Annotated in this window: 16 protein-coding genes; 8 read left to right on the forward strand and 8 right to left on the reverse strand. The window is 49.1% G+C overall.

Features of this window, described 5'->3' with window-relative positions; translation table 11 throughout:
* Positions 1 to 127 precede the first annotated feature (127 nt).
* A complete protein-coding gene (gene rhtB, locus L9P36_RS13135) occupies positions 128 to 745 on the reverse strand; it encodes a homoserine/homoserine lactone efflux protein (RefSeq protein ID WP_237467747.1) in 618 nt (205 codons plus the stop codon).
* 170 nt (positions 746 to 915) lie between these two features.
* On the opposite strand from rhtB, the gene L9P36_RS13140 reads away from it, so the two are divergent.
* Positions 916 to 1896, forward strand: a complete 981-nt coding sequence (locus tag L9P36_RS13140; RefSeq protein WP_237467748.1) for an alpha/beta fold hydrolase — start codon at positions 916 to 918, stop codon at positions 1894 to 1896.
* A gap of 39 nt (positions 1897 to 1935) precedes the next feature.
* On the opposite strand, the gene L9P36_RS13145 is transcribed toward L9P36_RS13140, so the two are convergent.
* Complete coding sequence (locus L9P36_RS13145) at positions 1936 to 3318, reverse strand: YjiH family protein (protein ID WP_237467749.1); 1383 nt, start codon at positions 3316 to 3318, stop codon at positions 1936 to 1938.
* 371 nt (positions 3319 to 3689) lie between these two features.
* On the opposite strand from L9P36_RS13145, the gene L9P36_RS13150 reads away from it, so the two are divergent.
* The 3 genes from L9P36_RS13150 (at position 3690) to L9P36_RS13160 (ending at position 5486) form a co-directional block, all read left to right on the forward strand.
* Positions 3690 to 4019 carry a hypothetical protein gene (locus L9P36_RS13150; RefSeq protein WP_237467750.1) on the forward strand — a complete coding sequence of 110 codons (330 nt, stop codon included), beginning with the start codon at positions 3690 to 3692 and terminating at the stop codon, positions 4017 to 4019.
* A gap of 109 nt (positions 4020 to 4128) precedes the next feature.
* A complete protein-coding gene (locus L9P36_RS13155) occupies positions 4129 to 4785 on the forward strand; it encodes a COG3650 family protein (RefSeq protein ID WP_237467751.1) in 657 nt (218 codons plus the stop codon).
* A 119-nt stretch (positions 4786 to 4904) separates the two neighbouring features.
* Complete coding sequence (locus L9P36_RS13160) at positions 4905 to 5486, forward strand: tRNA-uridine aminocarboxypropyltransferase (RefSeq protein WP_237467752.1); 582 nt, start codon at positions 4905 to 4907, stop codon at positions 5484 to 5486.
* A gap of 95 nt (positions 5487 to 5581) precedes the next feature.
* Here the strand turns inward: L9P36_RS13160 and L9P36_RS13165 are convergent, their stop codons facing one another.
* Both L9P36_RS13165 and uvrD read right to left on the reverse strand, forming a co-directional pair.
* Positions 5582 to 6166 carry a GNAT family N-acetyltransferase gene (locus L9P36_RS13165; protein ID WP_237467753.1) on the reverse strand — a complete coding sequence of 195 codons (585 nt, stop codon included), beginning with the start codon at positions 6164 to 6166 and terminating at the stop codon, positions 5582 to 5584.
* A 40-nt stretch (positions 6167 to 6206) separates the two neighbouring features.
* The gene (uvrD, locus tag L9P36_RS13170; protein ID WP_237467754.1) at positions 6207 to 8378 is read right to left on the reverse strand and encodes a DNA helicase II; all 2172 of its coding nucleotides are present in this window, start codon (positions 8376 to 8378) and stop codon (positions 6207 to 6209) included.
* A gap of 235 nt (positions 8379 to 8613) precedes the next feature.
* On the opposite strand from uvrD, the gene L9P36_RS13175 reads away from it, so the two are divergent.
* From L9P36_RS13175 to L9P36_RS13190, 4 genes are read left to right on the forward strand one after another with little or no spacing between them, the layout of a single operon-like run.
* Positions 8614 to 8889: a BufA1 family periplasmic bufferin-type metallophore gene (locus L9P36_RS13175; RefSeq protein ID WP_237467755.1), complete on the forward strand. Its 276-nt coding sequence runs from the start codon at positions 8614 to 8616 to the stop codon at positions 8887 to 8889.
* A gap of 5 nt (positions 8890 to 8894) precedes the next feature.
* On the forward strand, positions 8895 to 9728 hold the full coding sequence (gene bufB / locus L9P36_RS13180) for an MNIO family bufferin maturase (protein WP_237467756.1): 834 nt from the start codon (positions 8895 to 8897) through the stop codon (positions 9726 to 9728).
* Positions 9725 to 10513, forward strand: a complete 789-nt coding sequence (locus L9P36_RS13185) for an HvfC/BufC N-terminal domain-containing protein (protein ID WP_237467757.1) — start codon at positions 9725 to 9727, stop codon at positions 10511 to 10513. The genes bufB and L9P36_RS13185 overlap by 4 nt, the downstream gene beginning before the upstream one ends.
* Entirely contained in the window at positions 10494 to 10949 is a 456-nt protein-coding gene (locus L9P36_RS13190) for a DoxX family protein (protein WP_237467758.1), read from the forward strand. Before L9P36_RS13185 ends, L9P36_RS13190 begins: the two co-directional genes overlap by 20 nt.
* Positions 10950 to 10987: 38 nt before the next feature.
* Here L9P36_RS13190 and xerC read toward each other — a convergent pair whose 3' ends face one another.
* The 4 genes from xerC to lysA are packed head-to-tail and all read right to left on the reverse strand — an operon-like array spanning position 10988 to position 14736.
* A complete protein-coding gene (gene xerC / locus L9P36_RS13195; RefSeq protein ID WP_290368700.1) occupies positions 10988 to 11971 on the reverse strand; it encodes a tyrosine recombinase XerC in 984 nt (327 codons plus the stop codon).
* Positions 11964 to 12647 (reverse strand): DUF484 family protein, encoded by a 684-nt coding sequence (locus L9P36_RS13200; RefSeq protein ID WP_237467759.1) that lies wholly within the window; start codon positions 12645 to 12647, stop codon positions 11964 to 11966. The genes xerC and L9P36_RS13200 overlap by 8 nt, the downstream gene beginning before the upstream one ends.
* Complete coding sequence (gene dapF / locus L9P36_RS13205; protein ID WP_237467760.1) at positions 12644 to 13474, reverse strand: diaminopimelate epimerase; 831 nt, start codon at positions 13472 to 13474, stop codon at positions 12644 to 12646. Before dapF ends, L9P36_RS13200 begins: the two co-directional genes overlap by 4 nt.
* Positions 13475 to 13482: 8 nt before the next feature.
* The gene (gene lysA / locus L9P36_RS13210; protein ID WP_237467761.1) at positions 13483 to 14736 is read right to left on the reverse strand and encodes a diaminopimelate decarboxylase; all 1254 of its coding nucleotides are present in this window, start codon (positions 14734 to 14736) and stop codon (positions 13483 to 13485) included.
* Positions 14737 to 14761 lie beyond the last annotated feature (25 nt).

Below are 14761 nucleotides of genomic sequence, written 5' to 3' on the forward strand. Positions count from 1 at the left end.
TGATAATGACATCAACACGATATGCCTTGAACGCCCTCGCAACAAGCCCTATCGCAAGGTAAAGTGACACTTTACGCACTTTCCCAGCGCATCCCTGCAATTTTTAGGCCGATTCAGTGCGCGCGAATTAGGTCCGCGCCTGTGCGAGCAAAACACCGCAACCCACAAACAAAGAGCCAAATAGACGATTCAATCGCTGCATCACTCGGGCACTCTTTAAGTAGCGACTCAGCTTGGCAGCCAGAGTGATGTAAAACAGCATCACGCAGGCATCCACCAAGACGGTAGTCACGCCAAGAATCAACAACTGCGGGGCCTGAGCGGCTTCTGGTCGCAAAAATTGAGGAAATAACGCAACCAAGAACACCACGGTTTTCGGGTTCGTCAGATTCACCACCAAGGCTTGGCGAAACAGTTGCCCAGCACTCACCTGAGCTCGCAGTGTCAGTTTGCTCGTGTCGCTGCTTTGTCGCCACTGCATCACCCCGAGCCACAATAAATACGCGACACCTAACCACTTAATCACAGTAAATGCTGTTGCTGATTGCGCAACAAGCGTGCCCAGGCCCACACCCGCCAGAATAATGTGCACCGATAACCCCAGCTGAAGCCCAGCGACTGATGCCAAGGAACGACGAAATCCGTAGTTCAAACCATTGGCCATGGAATTCACCGCCCCCGAGCCGGGTGACAAACTAAATAGGATGGCGGTGACTAAATAACCAAACCACAGCTCTAACGTCATGATTCATCAATCCTTATACATCATTCTCTTTTTGCAAAAAGCAGGGATACGTTAACATAGGCAATTCGCACAACCTTTGAGGCTGAGCGATAATCATCATAATAAAGAGACAGCTATGAGTCAGGCAGACGATGCTAGACTGCTGTCCAATATTCAAGAGAGCCCTCATCATGCCCAGTTTTGCTTCTGCTGTCGCAGCCACAGATCAAACCTACGCGAACTTTTTACAGTCGCAAGTTTCACCTTGGTGGCAACAAGTAGCGCAATCGACATTTAGCGGACGCAAAGACAAAAAAATTGCCTATTGCCATGCCAAGGGCGGTCATCGCCGAGTGATTATTGTGGTCAGCGGCCGCATCGAAAGCATGCTCAAATATCAACCACTTCTATTTGAACTATTTCAGCAAGGTTTTGATATTGTGGCCTTAGACCACCGTGGCCAAGGCCTTTCCGAGCGCCTCACTCACGATCCTATCATTGGCCATATCGACCAATTCAATTACTTTATTGATGATCTCAATAGCCTGTATGAGCAAGTCATCGCCCCCATGGGCTATGCGCAACACTATATGCTGGCGCACTCCATGGGCGGCACCATTGCTAGCCGCTTCGTTCAGCGTTATCCCCACAAAGTGGATCGTCTGGCACTCTGTGCGCCTATGCTGGGCGTTCAGCTGCCGCCAGCGCTAAAAATTTTTGCGCCGGTTGTCGCCCGTTGTCTTGATCTCTTTCAGCGTCAGCCACACTACGCCTTTGGTCAGGGGCCTTATTGCAATAAACCTTTTGCAGAAAACAAACTGACCCATGATGAGATTCGCTATCACGCCTTTCGCAATCAATACGAGCTGCACCCACAAATTAAGTTAGGCGGACCGAGTAACCGCTGGGTTTGGCAATCACTGCGCGCCTGCCATCAATGCTTTTGTGGCGCGCGCAAACATCGCACACCTACCCTACTACTACAAGCCGAGCTCGAACAGATTGTCGATAACCATAGCCAAGCGCGTTTTAACCAACTGATCAACCGACGTGGCGGCAATTGCAAGCTACATGTAGTTACTGGCGCGAAACATGAGATTTTATTTGAACAAGATGAGATTAGAAATCAGGCGATTGATCTGATTTTGCAACATTTTAAGGCGCCCAATTGAGCGCCTTAAAATGAGTAAAGAAATGATGTTGCGATGAGCCTAGACGAGATAACCAAAGATCAAATGTGCCATCAAGACAATCACAGGCAAGGTCACCAATGTGCGCAGAATAAAGATCACAAACAGCTCAAACACATTCACTGGAATCTTACTGCCGAGCATCAATGCACCAATCTCTGACATATAGATCAGCTGAGTCACAGAAAGCGCCGCAATCACAAAACGCGTCATATCGCTTTCAATGGTTGATGCCAAAATCGCAGGCACAAACATATCAGCAAAACCAATCATAATGGTCTTTGACGCTGCTTGCGCTTCTGGCAGATGCAAGGCTTCAAGCAGGGGTACAAAAGGCATACCCAACCAATCAAATACTGGTGTGTATTCAGCAATCATCAGAGCGATAGTACCCACAGCCATCACAATCGGCAGCACGCCAAACACCATATCTAAAGCGTTATGTAAGCCGCCCTGTGCAACACGCGTTAAGCTGGTGACTTCTGCCGCTTTATTCAAGCCACGATCAAGACCCACGCGCCACATGGACTCGCCAGCGTTAACATCCTCTTCGTGACCCGTTGGCACGCGGCCATCAATATAGCACTGACGTTTACGGCTCAGCGGAGGCAAGCGCGGTACGACAATCGCCGCGATCACACCGGCAAAACACACGGTGAGGTAGAAGTGCAAAAATAGCTCGCTCAGTTTCACCGTCGATAACACCACAAAACAGAAGGTGATCGAAACCGCTGAGAAGGTGGTACCAATAATCGCAGCTTCACGCTCCGTATATTGGCCCGCTTGATATTGCTTACTGGTCAGCAACACACCCACACTACCATCACCCAACCAAGAGGCGATACAGTTCACTGAGGCACTGCCCGGCAAGCCAAAGACGGGACGCATCAACTTAGTAAATAGCGTGCCAAAAAGCTCCAACAAACCAAAATTCAACAACAGAGGCAACAGCAAACCTGCCAAGGTAAAGACCGCCAACAATAGCGGCAACAGGTCATTGAGCACTAAGCCCCCCGTGCCACCGCTATAAATCATCTCAGTACCCCATTTGCGATAGGTCATCACGATGAAGATGGCACCCAAAATGCGAGTACAAAGCCATACTGGGGTCACCTCAAACAAACTAGCAAAGAAATGACAACGCAGTTTTTGACCCGTTTTCCAGCGATACAGGCTATAAAGCGTACTTAATATCGCACTCGCAACCACAATGACGGTCACGGCCAAAGGAAGATGTAAGGCAAAAGTAGCCTTTAGCCATTTCGCTAATGCAGCAATAGGAATGGTGACACCATCCGCCTGCTGAATTGGCACCATAAAGAGAAAAACCCCCATCAAAGAAGGGAGCAAAAAAAGAAGCCAGTGGCGCAAGCTGTGGCGCGTCGCTGTTTCAGTTTGCTGCATCGTGTATATCCTAAAGGGCAAGCAATGACGGTGTGAATCCAATTGCACGCAGAACAATCAAAAATAGGCCGCACAGGATACTGATCTTATATTCCAAAAGGAATAGATAATCACAAAATATAATGCGCTATTATTCTCAATTTTAAGTTCATTATTTTATATATTTGATTTTATTAGAATTTACACTCTAATAATGCATATTCCATGTATATAAAATAAACAGCAAATGCATAGCTGTGCAAAATCATCTGTGCCATATCTGAAACTTGCAGTAAATGCCTAAAATCTAAGCTCAATCTGGGCAATGAGATTGAAAAATATCCAACTTCAGATACACTCAGCATCAAACTCAGATGACTTTGGAGTATCACATGAGAATGATGTCACTATTGGCTTGTACCTTGCTGCTTGCAGGTTGTGCCAAAAGCATCGACGAACGCGCCGATGAGTATATGGATGTAAGTTTCGAGCTTTGCGGCATGAAAGTTCAAAGCTACTCACACAGCGACGATGGTAAAATTCGCATTCTTTGTGAAAATGACAGCTACTTCCTAGTCAAAGACCAAGATACCCTTCGCTATATGCAAGAGCTCAACGGTGCCTACTGTAAAGGCAAAGGCTTTGCCGCATTCCAAGAGCGCAGCAACTACTTCACCTTTAGTTGTAACGGCGGCGCTAATTTCAACATTCCCAAAAATTAAGCCACAAAGTAGCGAACCACTCTCAAAACGCGCCCTACTTGGCGCGTTTTTATTGGCATTCCAGAACAAAGAAAATAATCTAACCGCATGATTTAAATGGATATAAATTATGCACACTGAAACATTTCTCGGCACAATCTTGCTACTTGTCAATGCCCTTAGCATTGACGCTCAACCCACAGGTATTCCCCAACAAAAATGCGCTATCGAGCGTGAACAACCCGCTGATGGCTCAAACCAAATCATGCGTGGCACCCTGAGCATAAATGTCGACGCTGGCACAGCAACACTCACACTCTGCGCCGCTCAAGATGCCATTGCCCTAGAAATTGACCCAGGCACCATTGCCTTTTTAATGGAACATACCGCTAGCCCTGAGTTTTATATCGAAACCGATGTGGCCTACCATGCACCCGATTATTATTTAAGTGAAATCTCCTACGCCTCAACCGAGATCGACCCTTGTAACCAGCCAACTTGGCGCATCAATGGCACTGAGCCATTCTGGCAACTGACTTATCAAGACGGATGGCAATTTGATTTAATGGGCGAGATCACCCCAATGCAGGTAGAACGTATTGAGCAGAGCACCGGCCACCAGCTTTTTGTCGGTAACAACGGTAATCGCATTCACCTCAATCAGGGTGACTGCAGTGATGGTATGTCAGATTCGATTTTTACTTGGCAAGCAGAAGTGGTGGTTGATGGTCAAACCTATAAAGGCTGCGCCATTTTGCCTGTCGATATGCCGCTGCCTGAGAAGTAATTTTCACAGGTGAGCATTGGCATGAATCAAGCAACGGCATGATGAATGTGATTTGCAGCAAAGGCAGGGAGACACTATCCTGCCTTTTTCTCCGCTTATTTGTTACGATAAAAGTGCCGATGTCGACTTGCCCTCAATGCCATTTTGAAAAGCTCTACTGCTATTGTGCCGCCATACCAAGGCTCAATAGCCAAGGGCAATTTAGTCTGCTCTATCATGATAGTGAATATGGCAAGTTAACCAATACTGGCCGCCTAGTACTGCAAAGCCTAAAGCAGCATAGCCAAGATTATGTCTGGCAACGCAAGGTGCCGAATCCCGCCCTGCTAAAAAAACTAGCCGATACCAGCTTACAAAGTTACCTGCTTTTCCCCGCAGATGAAGCGCAACCAGCACATACGCAGTTCATCAATGCGCTGCCACCACACTTTGTGATTCTGGATGCCACTTGGCAGCAAGCACGCAAAATGGTCAATCGCAGTCCTTATCTACAGCAACTGCCGCGACTTGCGCTCTCGCCTCAGCAGTTATCGCAATATCAATTGCGCCGCAATCAACCTCAAGGCCATTTGTGTACCGTTGAAGTTGTCGCTGCGCTGTGCGAGCAATTAGCTGAGCCCCACAACGCTGCCCAGCTCAAGCAGTTGCTTCGCCATTTTATGCATCATTATCAGGCGATGCGCGATCACCAGCCCCTTTAATCAGCGGCCAGCACTTACGCACAGATAAAAACCCAGGCAATAAAAAAACCGAAGCATTACGCCTCGGTTTTTTTATTGCGATTAAGAGACTGGATCTATGCAACGCGCTTGGTTGGGCACGCCATCCAGTAATACTGATTACCGTTAAAGCCAAAATCACGCACCACATCCAGCTTGAGCTTGCGAGAATGCGCGGCAAATGAGCGCGGGTTTTTATGGTTCACAAAGGTGATCAACACATCAAAGCGTTGGCTCATATGCGCCAATGCAAAATCAAACATCTGCTCCAACACGCCATGGCCGCGCACTGATTTATGCACACAGACAGGGCCATATTGATAAGAGTTGTCACAGTTCACCGCAATCTCACCATAAGGCGTTTCCGGCAGCAGACTGATCATATGTTGGAACATCGGCCAAGCTGACCAAAACTGCCAAGATGCCGCCATCACATAGCCCACCAGCTCGCCATCATGAAACGCAAGAATCAAACCTTGCTCCTGAATCAGAGCAGTCAGTTCTTCGACGCTAAAATTGGTGGTCACAAAACCATCAGCGCGATCTTCCTCGGCAATGGTATCCACTTGATAACAGCGGTGCAGCGCCAAGACTGCATCGATATCTTCAATATCCGCAAGGCGAACATTCACTTTTACTTGAGGCTTTTCCAACTGTGTCATGCCAGCTTCCTTTTGACTGCTTATTCTTTTACTCGAGGCTTTATAGCGCCTCCAATTTGGCAAACTGCGTCACCAACCATTTGATGCCTTCGCCATTAAAGGCCACCTGAACCCGACTTTGCGGACCACTACCTTCAAAGTTGATAATGGTACCTTCACCAAAAATGGGGTGCTTCACTCGCTGCCCAAGATTGAATCCGGTTTCATTAAAACGCGCGACGGTTTCAGTTTGACTAAAACGTCCCGCCTGCTGCGGACGCGTGACTTGCGCGCGAACACGCACCTCTTGCAAACACTCTTCTGGCAGCTCTTTAATAAAACGCGATGGCTTGTGGAACATATCTTTACCGTAAACACGGCGCATTTCCGCGTAGCAAAGATATAATTTCTCCATAGCACGCGTCATGCCAACGTAGCAAAGACGACGCTCTTCCTCAAGACGCCCAGCCTCTTCAGTGGACTGCAAGCTTGGGAACATGCCTTCTTCCACGCCGACCATAAAGACTACGGGGAATTCCAAACCTTTGGCACTATGCAACGTCATCAATTGCACCGCATCACTAAACTCATCGGCCTGTCCTTCGCCCGCTTCCAAGGCAGCATGCGACAAAAATGCTGAGAGCGGAGTCATATTCTCCGCCTCCTCCGGCACCTCAAACTGACGCGTGGCGGTAACCAGCTCTTCCAAGTTATCAATGCGCGCCTGCGCTTTTTCGCCTTTTTCCTGCTCGTACATCAGGCGCAAACCTGAATCACGAATCACGCGGTCGGTTTGTTCAAATAGCGCTAAATCTCGGCCGCTATCTTCTAGGGCATCAATGAGCTCAAGAAAACGCGCCAGTGCATTGGCCGCGCGACCCGCCAAACCTTTTTCAGCCACCAGCTGACGCGATGCTTCCCACATGGTGGTACCGCGATCACGAGCGGTATGACGTACGGTCTCTAGGGTGCGATCACCCAAGCCACGCGCAGGTGTATTGACCACCCGCTCAAAAGCCGCATCGTCATTGCGATTGGCGATCAGGCGTAAGTAAGCCAAGCTATCTTTGATCTCTTGGCGTTCAAAAAAGCGCATGCCACCATAAATTCGATAAGGCAAACTCGCCTGAATCAATGCCTCTTCAAGCAAACGTGATTGAGCATTATTGCGATATAAAATGGCGCAGTCATTAAGTGAGTTGCCCTGCTCAAACCACTGTTTGATTTTGCCCACCACAAAGCGCGCTTCGTCTAAATCGTTAAAGCCCGAATAGAGCGAAATCTTTTCGCCATCACTGCCATCGGTCCACAGCTCTTTACCCATACGCTCCGCATTATTGGCAATCAAGGTATTGGCCGCTTGCAAAATATTACCGGTGGAGCGGTAGTTTTGCTCAAGGCGGATCGTCGTCGCACCTTGGAATTCATTGAGAAAGCGCTGAATGTTTTCAATCCGCGCTCCGCGCCAGCCATAAATTGATTGGTCATCATCGCCAACAATCATCACTGTGGTATTGGGGCCTGCCATCAAGCGCAGCCAAGCATATTGAATGTTGTTGGTGTCTTGAAATTCGTCGACCAAGATATGGCGAAAACGGTTTTGATAATGCTCGCGAATCGCTTTGTGATCGCGTAATAGCTCCTGCGCGCGCAGGAGTAGCTCAGCAAAGTCAACCAAACCCGCGCGATCGCAGGCTTCTTGATAGGCTTGATACACTTTGAGCCAAGTTTTCGCAGTATTGTCGTGGTACACCTCGACATGCTGCGGACGCAAACCTTCATCTTTCTTGGCATTGATAAACCAAGCAGCTTGGCGCGCAGGCCAATGCTTTTCATCTAGGTTTTGCGCTTTAATGATGCGACGTAATAGGCGCTGCTGATCTTCACTATCCAAAATTTGAAAATCTTCGGGTAGCTTGGCATCGAGATGATGCGCTCGCAAAATACGGTGACATAGGCCATGGAAAGTACCATTCCACATTCCCGCCATGGAGCCCCCCATTAAGGACTCAATACGCCCACGCATCTCAGCGGCCGCTTTGTTGGTAAAGGTCACCGACATAATCGCGTGCGGCGAAGCATGCTCAATTTGCATTAACCAGGCAATGCGATGCACCAACACCCGCGTCTTACCACTACCGGCGCCGGCCAGAACTAGATGGTGCCCCAATGGCGCCGCCACCGCCTCACGTTGGCGATCATTTAAGCTGTCGAGAAGATAAGAAACGTCCATTGAAATCGTGCACTGGTTATTTATACATAACCGCCAGTATATCAGCTCTTTTTTCGAGGCGGCACGACGCAATCGCAAAAAAAGAACACTTTTTCTGCAACACCACCTCGGCACCCCGCAATTTTTGGCTAGTCTTTAGCATACGCACCCCATAAAGGCGCGCCCGCTCAGCGCAATCACCTCGGGGGCGAGGCCAAATTGGCCGCATAGCCATAACTTCAAGAGGAACATCAGGATGAAAAAGACCAATCTAGCACTCGCAACTGCCGTGACCGGCCTGCTTGCCCTTGGTGGCACCGCATTGACCGCAAATACCGCGGCCGCTGCTGAAGGAAAAGAAAAGTGCTACGGCGTGGTAAAAGCCGGCAAAAATGACTGTGCGACTAAAACCAGCTCTTGTGCTGGAACCTCAACGGTTGATAGTCAAGGTGACGCCTTTGTCGTAGTCCCCAAGGGCCTGTGTGAGCGCCTTAGCGGTGGCAGCCTAGAGCCGCATCCAGAGAAGAAATAAGCGAGATGCGCCTGACGCCCAAGGATGTGGGCATAGGACTTCGCGCCCCACATCTTCAGCACGTCCTCACCACGCGACCTCCCGTCGCGTGGTTTGAGGTTCATAGCGAAAACTATTTTGGTGGCTATAACGCGCAACGTGAGATGCTGCAACAAATCGCCAAAGACTACCCCATTAGCTGTCACGGCATCGGTCTCTCACTGGGCTCAAGCGATGCGATCAATACCAAGCATCTGGCGCAGCTTCGCCACCTTGTCGATTTGATTAATCCGGTCTTTGTTTCCGATCATCTCAGTTGGAGCAGCATTGATGGCGAATACTTCAATGACCTACTGCCTATTCCCTATACCCTAGAGGCGCTCGCGATCATCAGCGATAACATTGCACAAGTCCAAGATACTCTGGGGCGCCCGCTGCTGATTGAAAACCCATCGAGTTATCTTGCCTTTAGCCATTCACAAATGCCGGAATGGGAATTTCTAATGCAGCTTCAGTCGCGAACACAATGCCGACTCCTACTTGATCTCAATAACGTCCATGTCAGCGCCTTTAACCACCAATTTGATGTTAGCGACTATCTGAGCAATATCGACCCACAGGTGGTTGATGAGATTCATCTCGCTGGATTTTGCAAAAAAGAACTCGAACAAGGCGAAATTTGGATTGATACCCATAGTCGCCCCGTCAGTGATGAGGTGTGGGTGCTCTATCAACAATGGATCAACCAACACGGCCCATGCCCAACGCTGATTGAGTGGGATATGGAGATTCCAGCATTTGCCGTGTTAGAACAGGAAGTGCAGCGCGCAAAATCGCATATCGCGGAGATGTGCCTATGAGCCAACCACCGAGCCTGCGCGAGCTACAACGTCAATTTGCACGTAGCCAACATTATCAAAGCCACCAACTCAATGACTGGATTCAAAGTCAGTCTTTTTCTGCCGATGACAAACTTCAGCTCTATCGCAATAACTACATTATCAGCCTACAAGATGTCCTCGCAGCTACTTATCCCTGCACGCAAGCTTTAATTGGCGAAGCCGGCTTTGCCAGTGTCGGACGACATCATATTTTACATCACCCACTTCAAGTTGGAGATGTCAGTGACTACGGTGAGGGCATGGCTGCGACCATCGCTAGTCTGCCAAATCTCGTTGAACAAGCGCCCTACCTAGTCGATATGGCGACCTTAGAATGGAAGATTGATTGCTGCAATCGCAGCTCCCCCCACGATGCAAGACTACATCAGCGTGCGATGCACCGTTTTGCACAGTGGCAATGGCCAGATATTCAGTTGCATCCCAATCGCTCCATTCAAACCTTAGTGAGTGAATTTGCCGTGGTGGATCTATGGCAAGCCATTCGCGAGCAAACCCCCGTTGAGCAAGTCAACCTAGCGCAAGGGCAGTCTGTCGCACTGCTCCATCGCCAAGATGGCATTCATTTTTTACCCCTATCCAATCCAGCACGGCTACTCATTGAAGCCTGCCAACGCGGTACCTCGCTTGGCAATATTGATGCCGCACTTTGTCTTGATGGTTTAGCTGAGTGTATGAAGCTGGGCTTATTTAGTGATCTCACATTGCAATATAAGGACCATTCCCATGCGAACCCTCCTTCATAGCTATGACCGTTTGGTACAAACCAGCCAAGCCCTATTGCAACCAGTGGTGTTATTGCTGGCCCGATTGTGGGTAGCCTGGGCTTTTTTCCAGTCGGGGCTGCTGAAATACAACAGCTGGGATAGCACCCTCTACCTCTTTGAGTTTGAGTATCAAGTACCGCTGTTTCCTTGGCTTTGGGCTGCTTATCTGGGTACTGCTGTCGAGTTAATTGTGCCAGTATTTCTCGCACTAGGTTTACTCACAAGACCCATGGCTTTGCTTTTATTTGTATTTAATATCATGGCGGTGGTGTCTTACCCAACGCTCTGGGCTGGCGGATTTTATGACCACAAATTCTGGGGAATGATGCTACTCATTAACATTGTTTGGGGCGCGGGTGCGTGCTCGGTGGATCGGATTTTGACCCAGCACCTTACGCTTTTTGCGCGAAGTTAAATGCATTCAATGAAAATATAAAAATAGAAAAGAGCGCATTAGCGCTCTTTTTTACTGCTTGATTCAGATTCTCGAGCACCGCGTTTGCGCGCACGCGGATGCGCCTGATCATACACTTTGGCCAAATGGTCAAAATCCAAATGGGTATAGATTTGTGTGGTGGAAAGATTGGCGTGCCCCAGCAGCTCTTGCACCGCTCGAAGATCGCCACTGGACTCTAGCATGTGCGTGGCATAGGAGTGACGCAATTTATGCGGATTGATATGACTATGAAGGCTCTGTTTTTGCCCCCATTCCGCCATCCGCTTTTGCACATTACGCTGGGAAATGCGCTGACCGCGCGATGATACAAATAAAGCACTTTCATCTGCAGCAGCAAATTGACCGCGAATCTTCAGCCAATTTTTTAACCAAATCACTGCTTCACCACTAATCGGACAAAGGCGCTGCTTGCTGCCCTTACCCAATACCCGCACTTCACCGGCATGAAAACTCACCGATTTCAGATCAAGGCCGGTGAGCTCAGATAAACGCAAACCAGCGCCGTACATCAGCTCCATCATAGCTCTGTCGCGAATCGACAAAGGCTCATCATCCGTCACATTGAGTAGCTGATTGACCTCATCAACATCGAGGTTTTTCGGCAGTGGTTTATCCGCCTTGGGCGCACTCACCCCTTTGGCAGGATTAGCGCTGAGCTGATTTTGTCGAATCAAATAATCTAAAAAACTGCGCAGCGCTGAAAGCTGAGTACGAATGCTGGCAGGTTTTAAACCATGTCGCTTACTCTGCGTCGCCAGTAAGCGCACATGATTAGGTTCAATCTGCTGCCAACTGGTGATGCCTAAAGAGACAAAATAGCGCGCCATATGCTGTAATTGGCGCTGATAATTTTGCACTGTGTGGGCACTTAGGGCGCGTTCACCCACTTGATAATGAGCGAATTGGTCCAGCCATTTTTCAAGCGAGCGAGGAATGGGTGCCAGCTCATTATTGCCAGTGTCAGTACCAGATTCAGTCACGACAGATGCCTAGCTGCTGCATCTGGGTTAATTGACAACTCACTTGCTCACCGAGCTGGGTAATAAACAGCGTATCCATTTGCGGCTGAAAGTGCGCGCCATCGGCACTGGCAAAAGCCAATACACCAAGCTCGCCACGATCGCCCAACTGAATCAAAGCCACAGAGCCAAATTCAGAGAATTGCTCAAACAATTGCTCCGCTTCCACTTTACGAATACGACCCAGATAAATGGGTCCCTGCATAAAGCGCGCTTTCACCACTGGGGCAAAACGTTCACGATCCAGCTGATGCTGTGGTCTTTGCTGATCATAAAGTCGCAAAGTCACAGATAAATTCAGCTGCTGCGCCAAGGTTTTTAAAATCAGATCAATGGCACCCAAATCGCGACACTGATGCAATTGATGTTGGGTTTGATAAAACAGATTGGCCAGCCTTTCATTGCGCTTAGCCATCTCCATCAACAGGGTGATCTCCTCTTCCAGCGCTTCATTACGCTGACGTAGGCGATTGAGCTGTAGCTCCACCAAAGAGACCGAACCCCGCTCTTGATGAGGAATTCGAAGTTCACGCGCCAAAGGCTCATGGCGCATGAAAAAGTCAGGATTATCGCGTAGGTACTGCGCCACCGTTGCATCGCACAGCGCTGGCGCATCACACTCTAAATCATGGCTCATAGGGAGATTTGACCATCATAAACATGCTCTGCTGGCCCCGTCATATACAAGGGTGCAGAACCACCTTGCCAGCGAATTAACAACTCACCGCCTGGCAAAGACACTTTCACTTTATGATCAAGCAATCCCTGTTTGATCCCGACGGCAACTGCTGCACAGGCGCCGCTACCACAAGCTTGTGTTTCGCCAGTGCCACGCTCATACACACGCAGACGAATAGCTTGACGCGATACCACCTGCATAAAACCAGCATTGACGCGTTCAGGAAAACGCTCGTGCGATTCAACCAATGGGCCAAAACCAGCCACATCCGCTTTATCGACGTCATCCACCACAGTCACACAATGGGGATTACCCATGCTCACCGCGCCACAAAACAGGGTGCCAAGCTCGGTGCGTAGCAAATAGGTGTTCTCCTGCTGATTGGCAGAGAATGGAATTTTAACCGGCTCAAAAATCGGCGTACCCATATCGACCATCACCTGCGTATCACTTTCGATATGCAGCATCATCTTACCCGACTTGGTACTGACCGAGATTTCATGTTTGTTGGTCAAACCTTTAATCTTCACAAAGCGAGCAAAGCAACGCGCGCCATTACCGCACTGTGCCACTTCACTGCCATCTGGATTAAAGATGCGATAGTGAAAATCAGTTTCCGGATCGTAGGGTGGCTCCACCAGCAGTAACTGGTCAAAGCCGACCCCAGTATTCCGGTCCGCTAAACGACGAATGCAGTCCGCCGAGAAAAATACATTTTGGGTCACGCCATCGACGACCATAAAGTCATTGCCGAGCCCATGCATTTTAGAAAAGTGAACGTGCATACCTATCCCTATTCGATGATATGTTCGTGCTGCCAGAGTTCAGCCAATTGCTCGCGGCGACGGACCACATGGACCTGTTCACCATCGACCATTAACTCCGCAGGACGGCAACGCGTATTATAGTTAGACGCCATGCTAAAGCCGTAAGCACCAGCTGAGCGCACCGCCAAGCGATCACCTTCAGCAATCACTAATGGGCGATCTTTACCAAGAAAATCACTGGACTCGCACACTGGGCCCACGATGTCATAGAGCATCGGCTCACCTTGACGCGCAACCACTGGGGTGATTTTTTGCCATGCCTGATAAAGCGCAGGACGCATCAAATCATTCATTGCCGCATCAACAATGGCAAAATTCTTATCTGGCGTTGGTTTGAGATACTCAACCGTGGTCACCATAATGCCTGCATTGGCAGCAATCGCACGGCCTGGCTCAAAAATCAGTTCCAGCGCCAACTGCGGATAGTTGGCTAAACGCGCCAACAAAGCGCTGGCATATTCTGATGGTTGCGGCGGGGTTTCATCGGCATAAGTCACACCAAGACCGCCACCCACATCAAGATGGGTCAAGACGATACCTTGCACTTTAAGCTCAGCGATCAAATCCAACAGGCGATCGGCGGCATCAATAAAAGGCGCCATCTCAGTTAACTGAGAGCCGATATGGCAATCCATTCCCGTGACTTTGAGGTGCGGTAGCTCATTGGCGCGGCGATAAACATCCACGGCGCGATCGTAACTAATGCCAAATTTGTTTTCACGCATCCCGGTTGAGATATAGGGATGGGTTTTGGCATCGACATCAGGATTAATACGAAGAGATACAGGCGCGATAAGATTCATACTCGCTGCCACAGCATTTAAACGCTCGAGTTCAGGCTCAGACTCGACGTTAAAACACTTGATCCCTAATTCAAGGGCGCGGCGCATTTCCGCTTCCGTTTTACCCACACCAGAGAACAGCACCTTAGATGGATCGCCACCGGCGGCAATCACACGCTCCAACTCACCCTGTGACACAATATCAAAACCAGAGCCAAGCTTGGCAAGCACACTCAACACACCAAGGTTGGAGTTTGCTTTGACGGCATAACAGATCAAATGAGGATGGTTGGCAACCGCTTGGTCAAAAGCATGCCAATGGCGCTCTAACGTGGCACGAGAATAGATATAAAGGGGGGTTCCATAGGTATCAGCCAATTGCTCGACGGGCACGCTTTCTGCCCATAGCTGACCCTGTTGCTCAGTAAAATAATCCAATGTCGCGTTTCCCTATCGCTTAACT

Origin of the sequence: Vibrio stylophorae, from assembly GCF_921293875.1 — a bacterium.
In the GTDB taxonomy this organism is placed as follows: domain Bacteria; phylum Pseudomonadota; class Gammaproteobacteria; order Enterobacterales; family Vibrionaceae; genus Vibrio_A; species Vibrio_A stylophorae.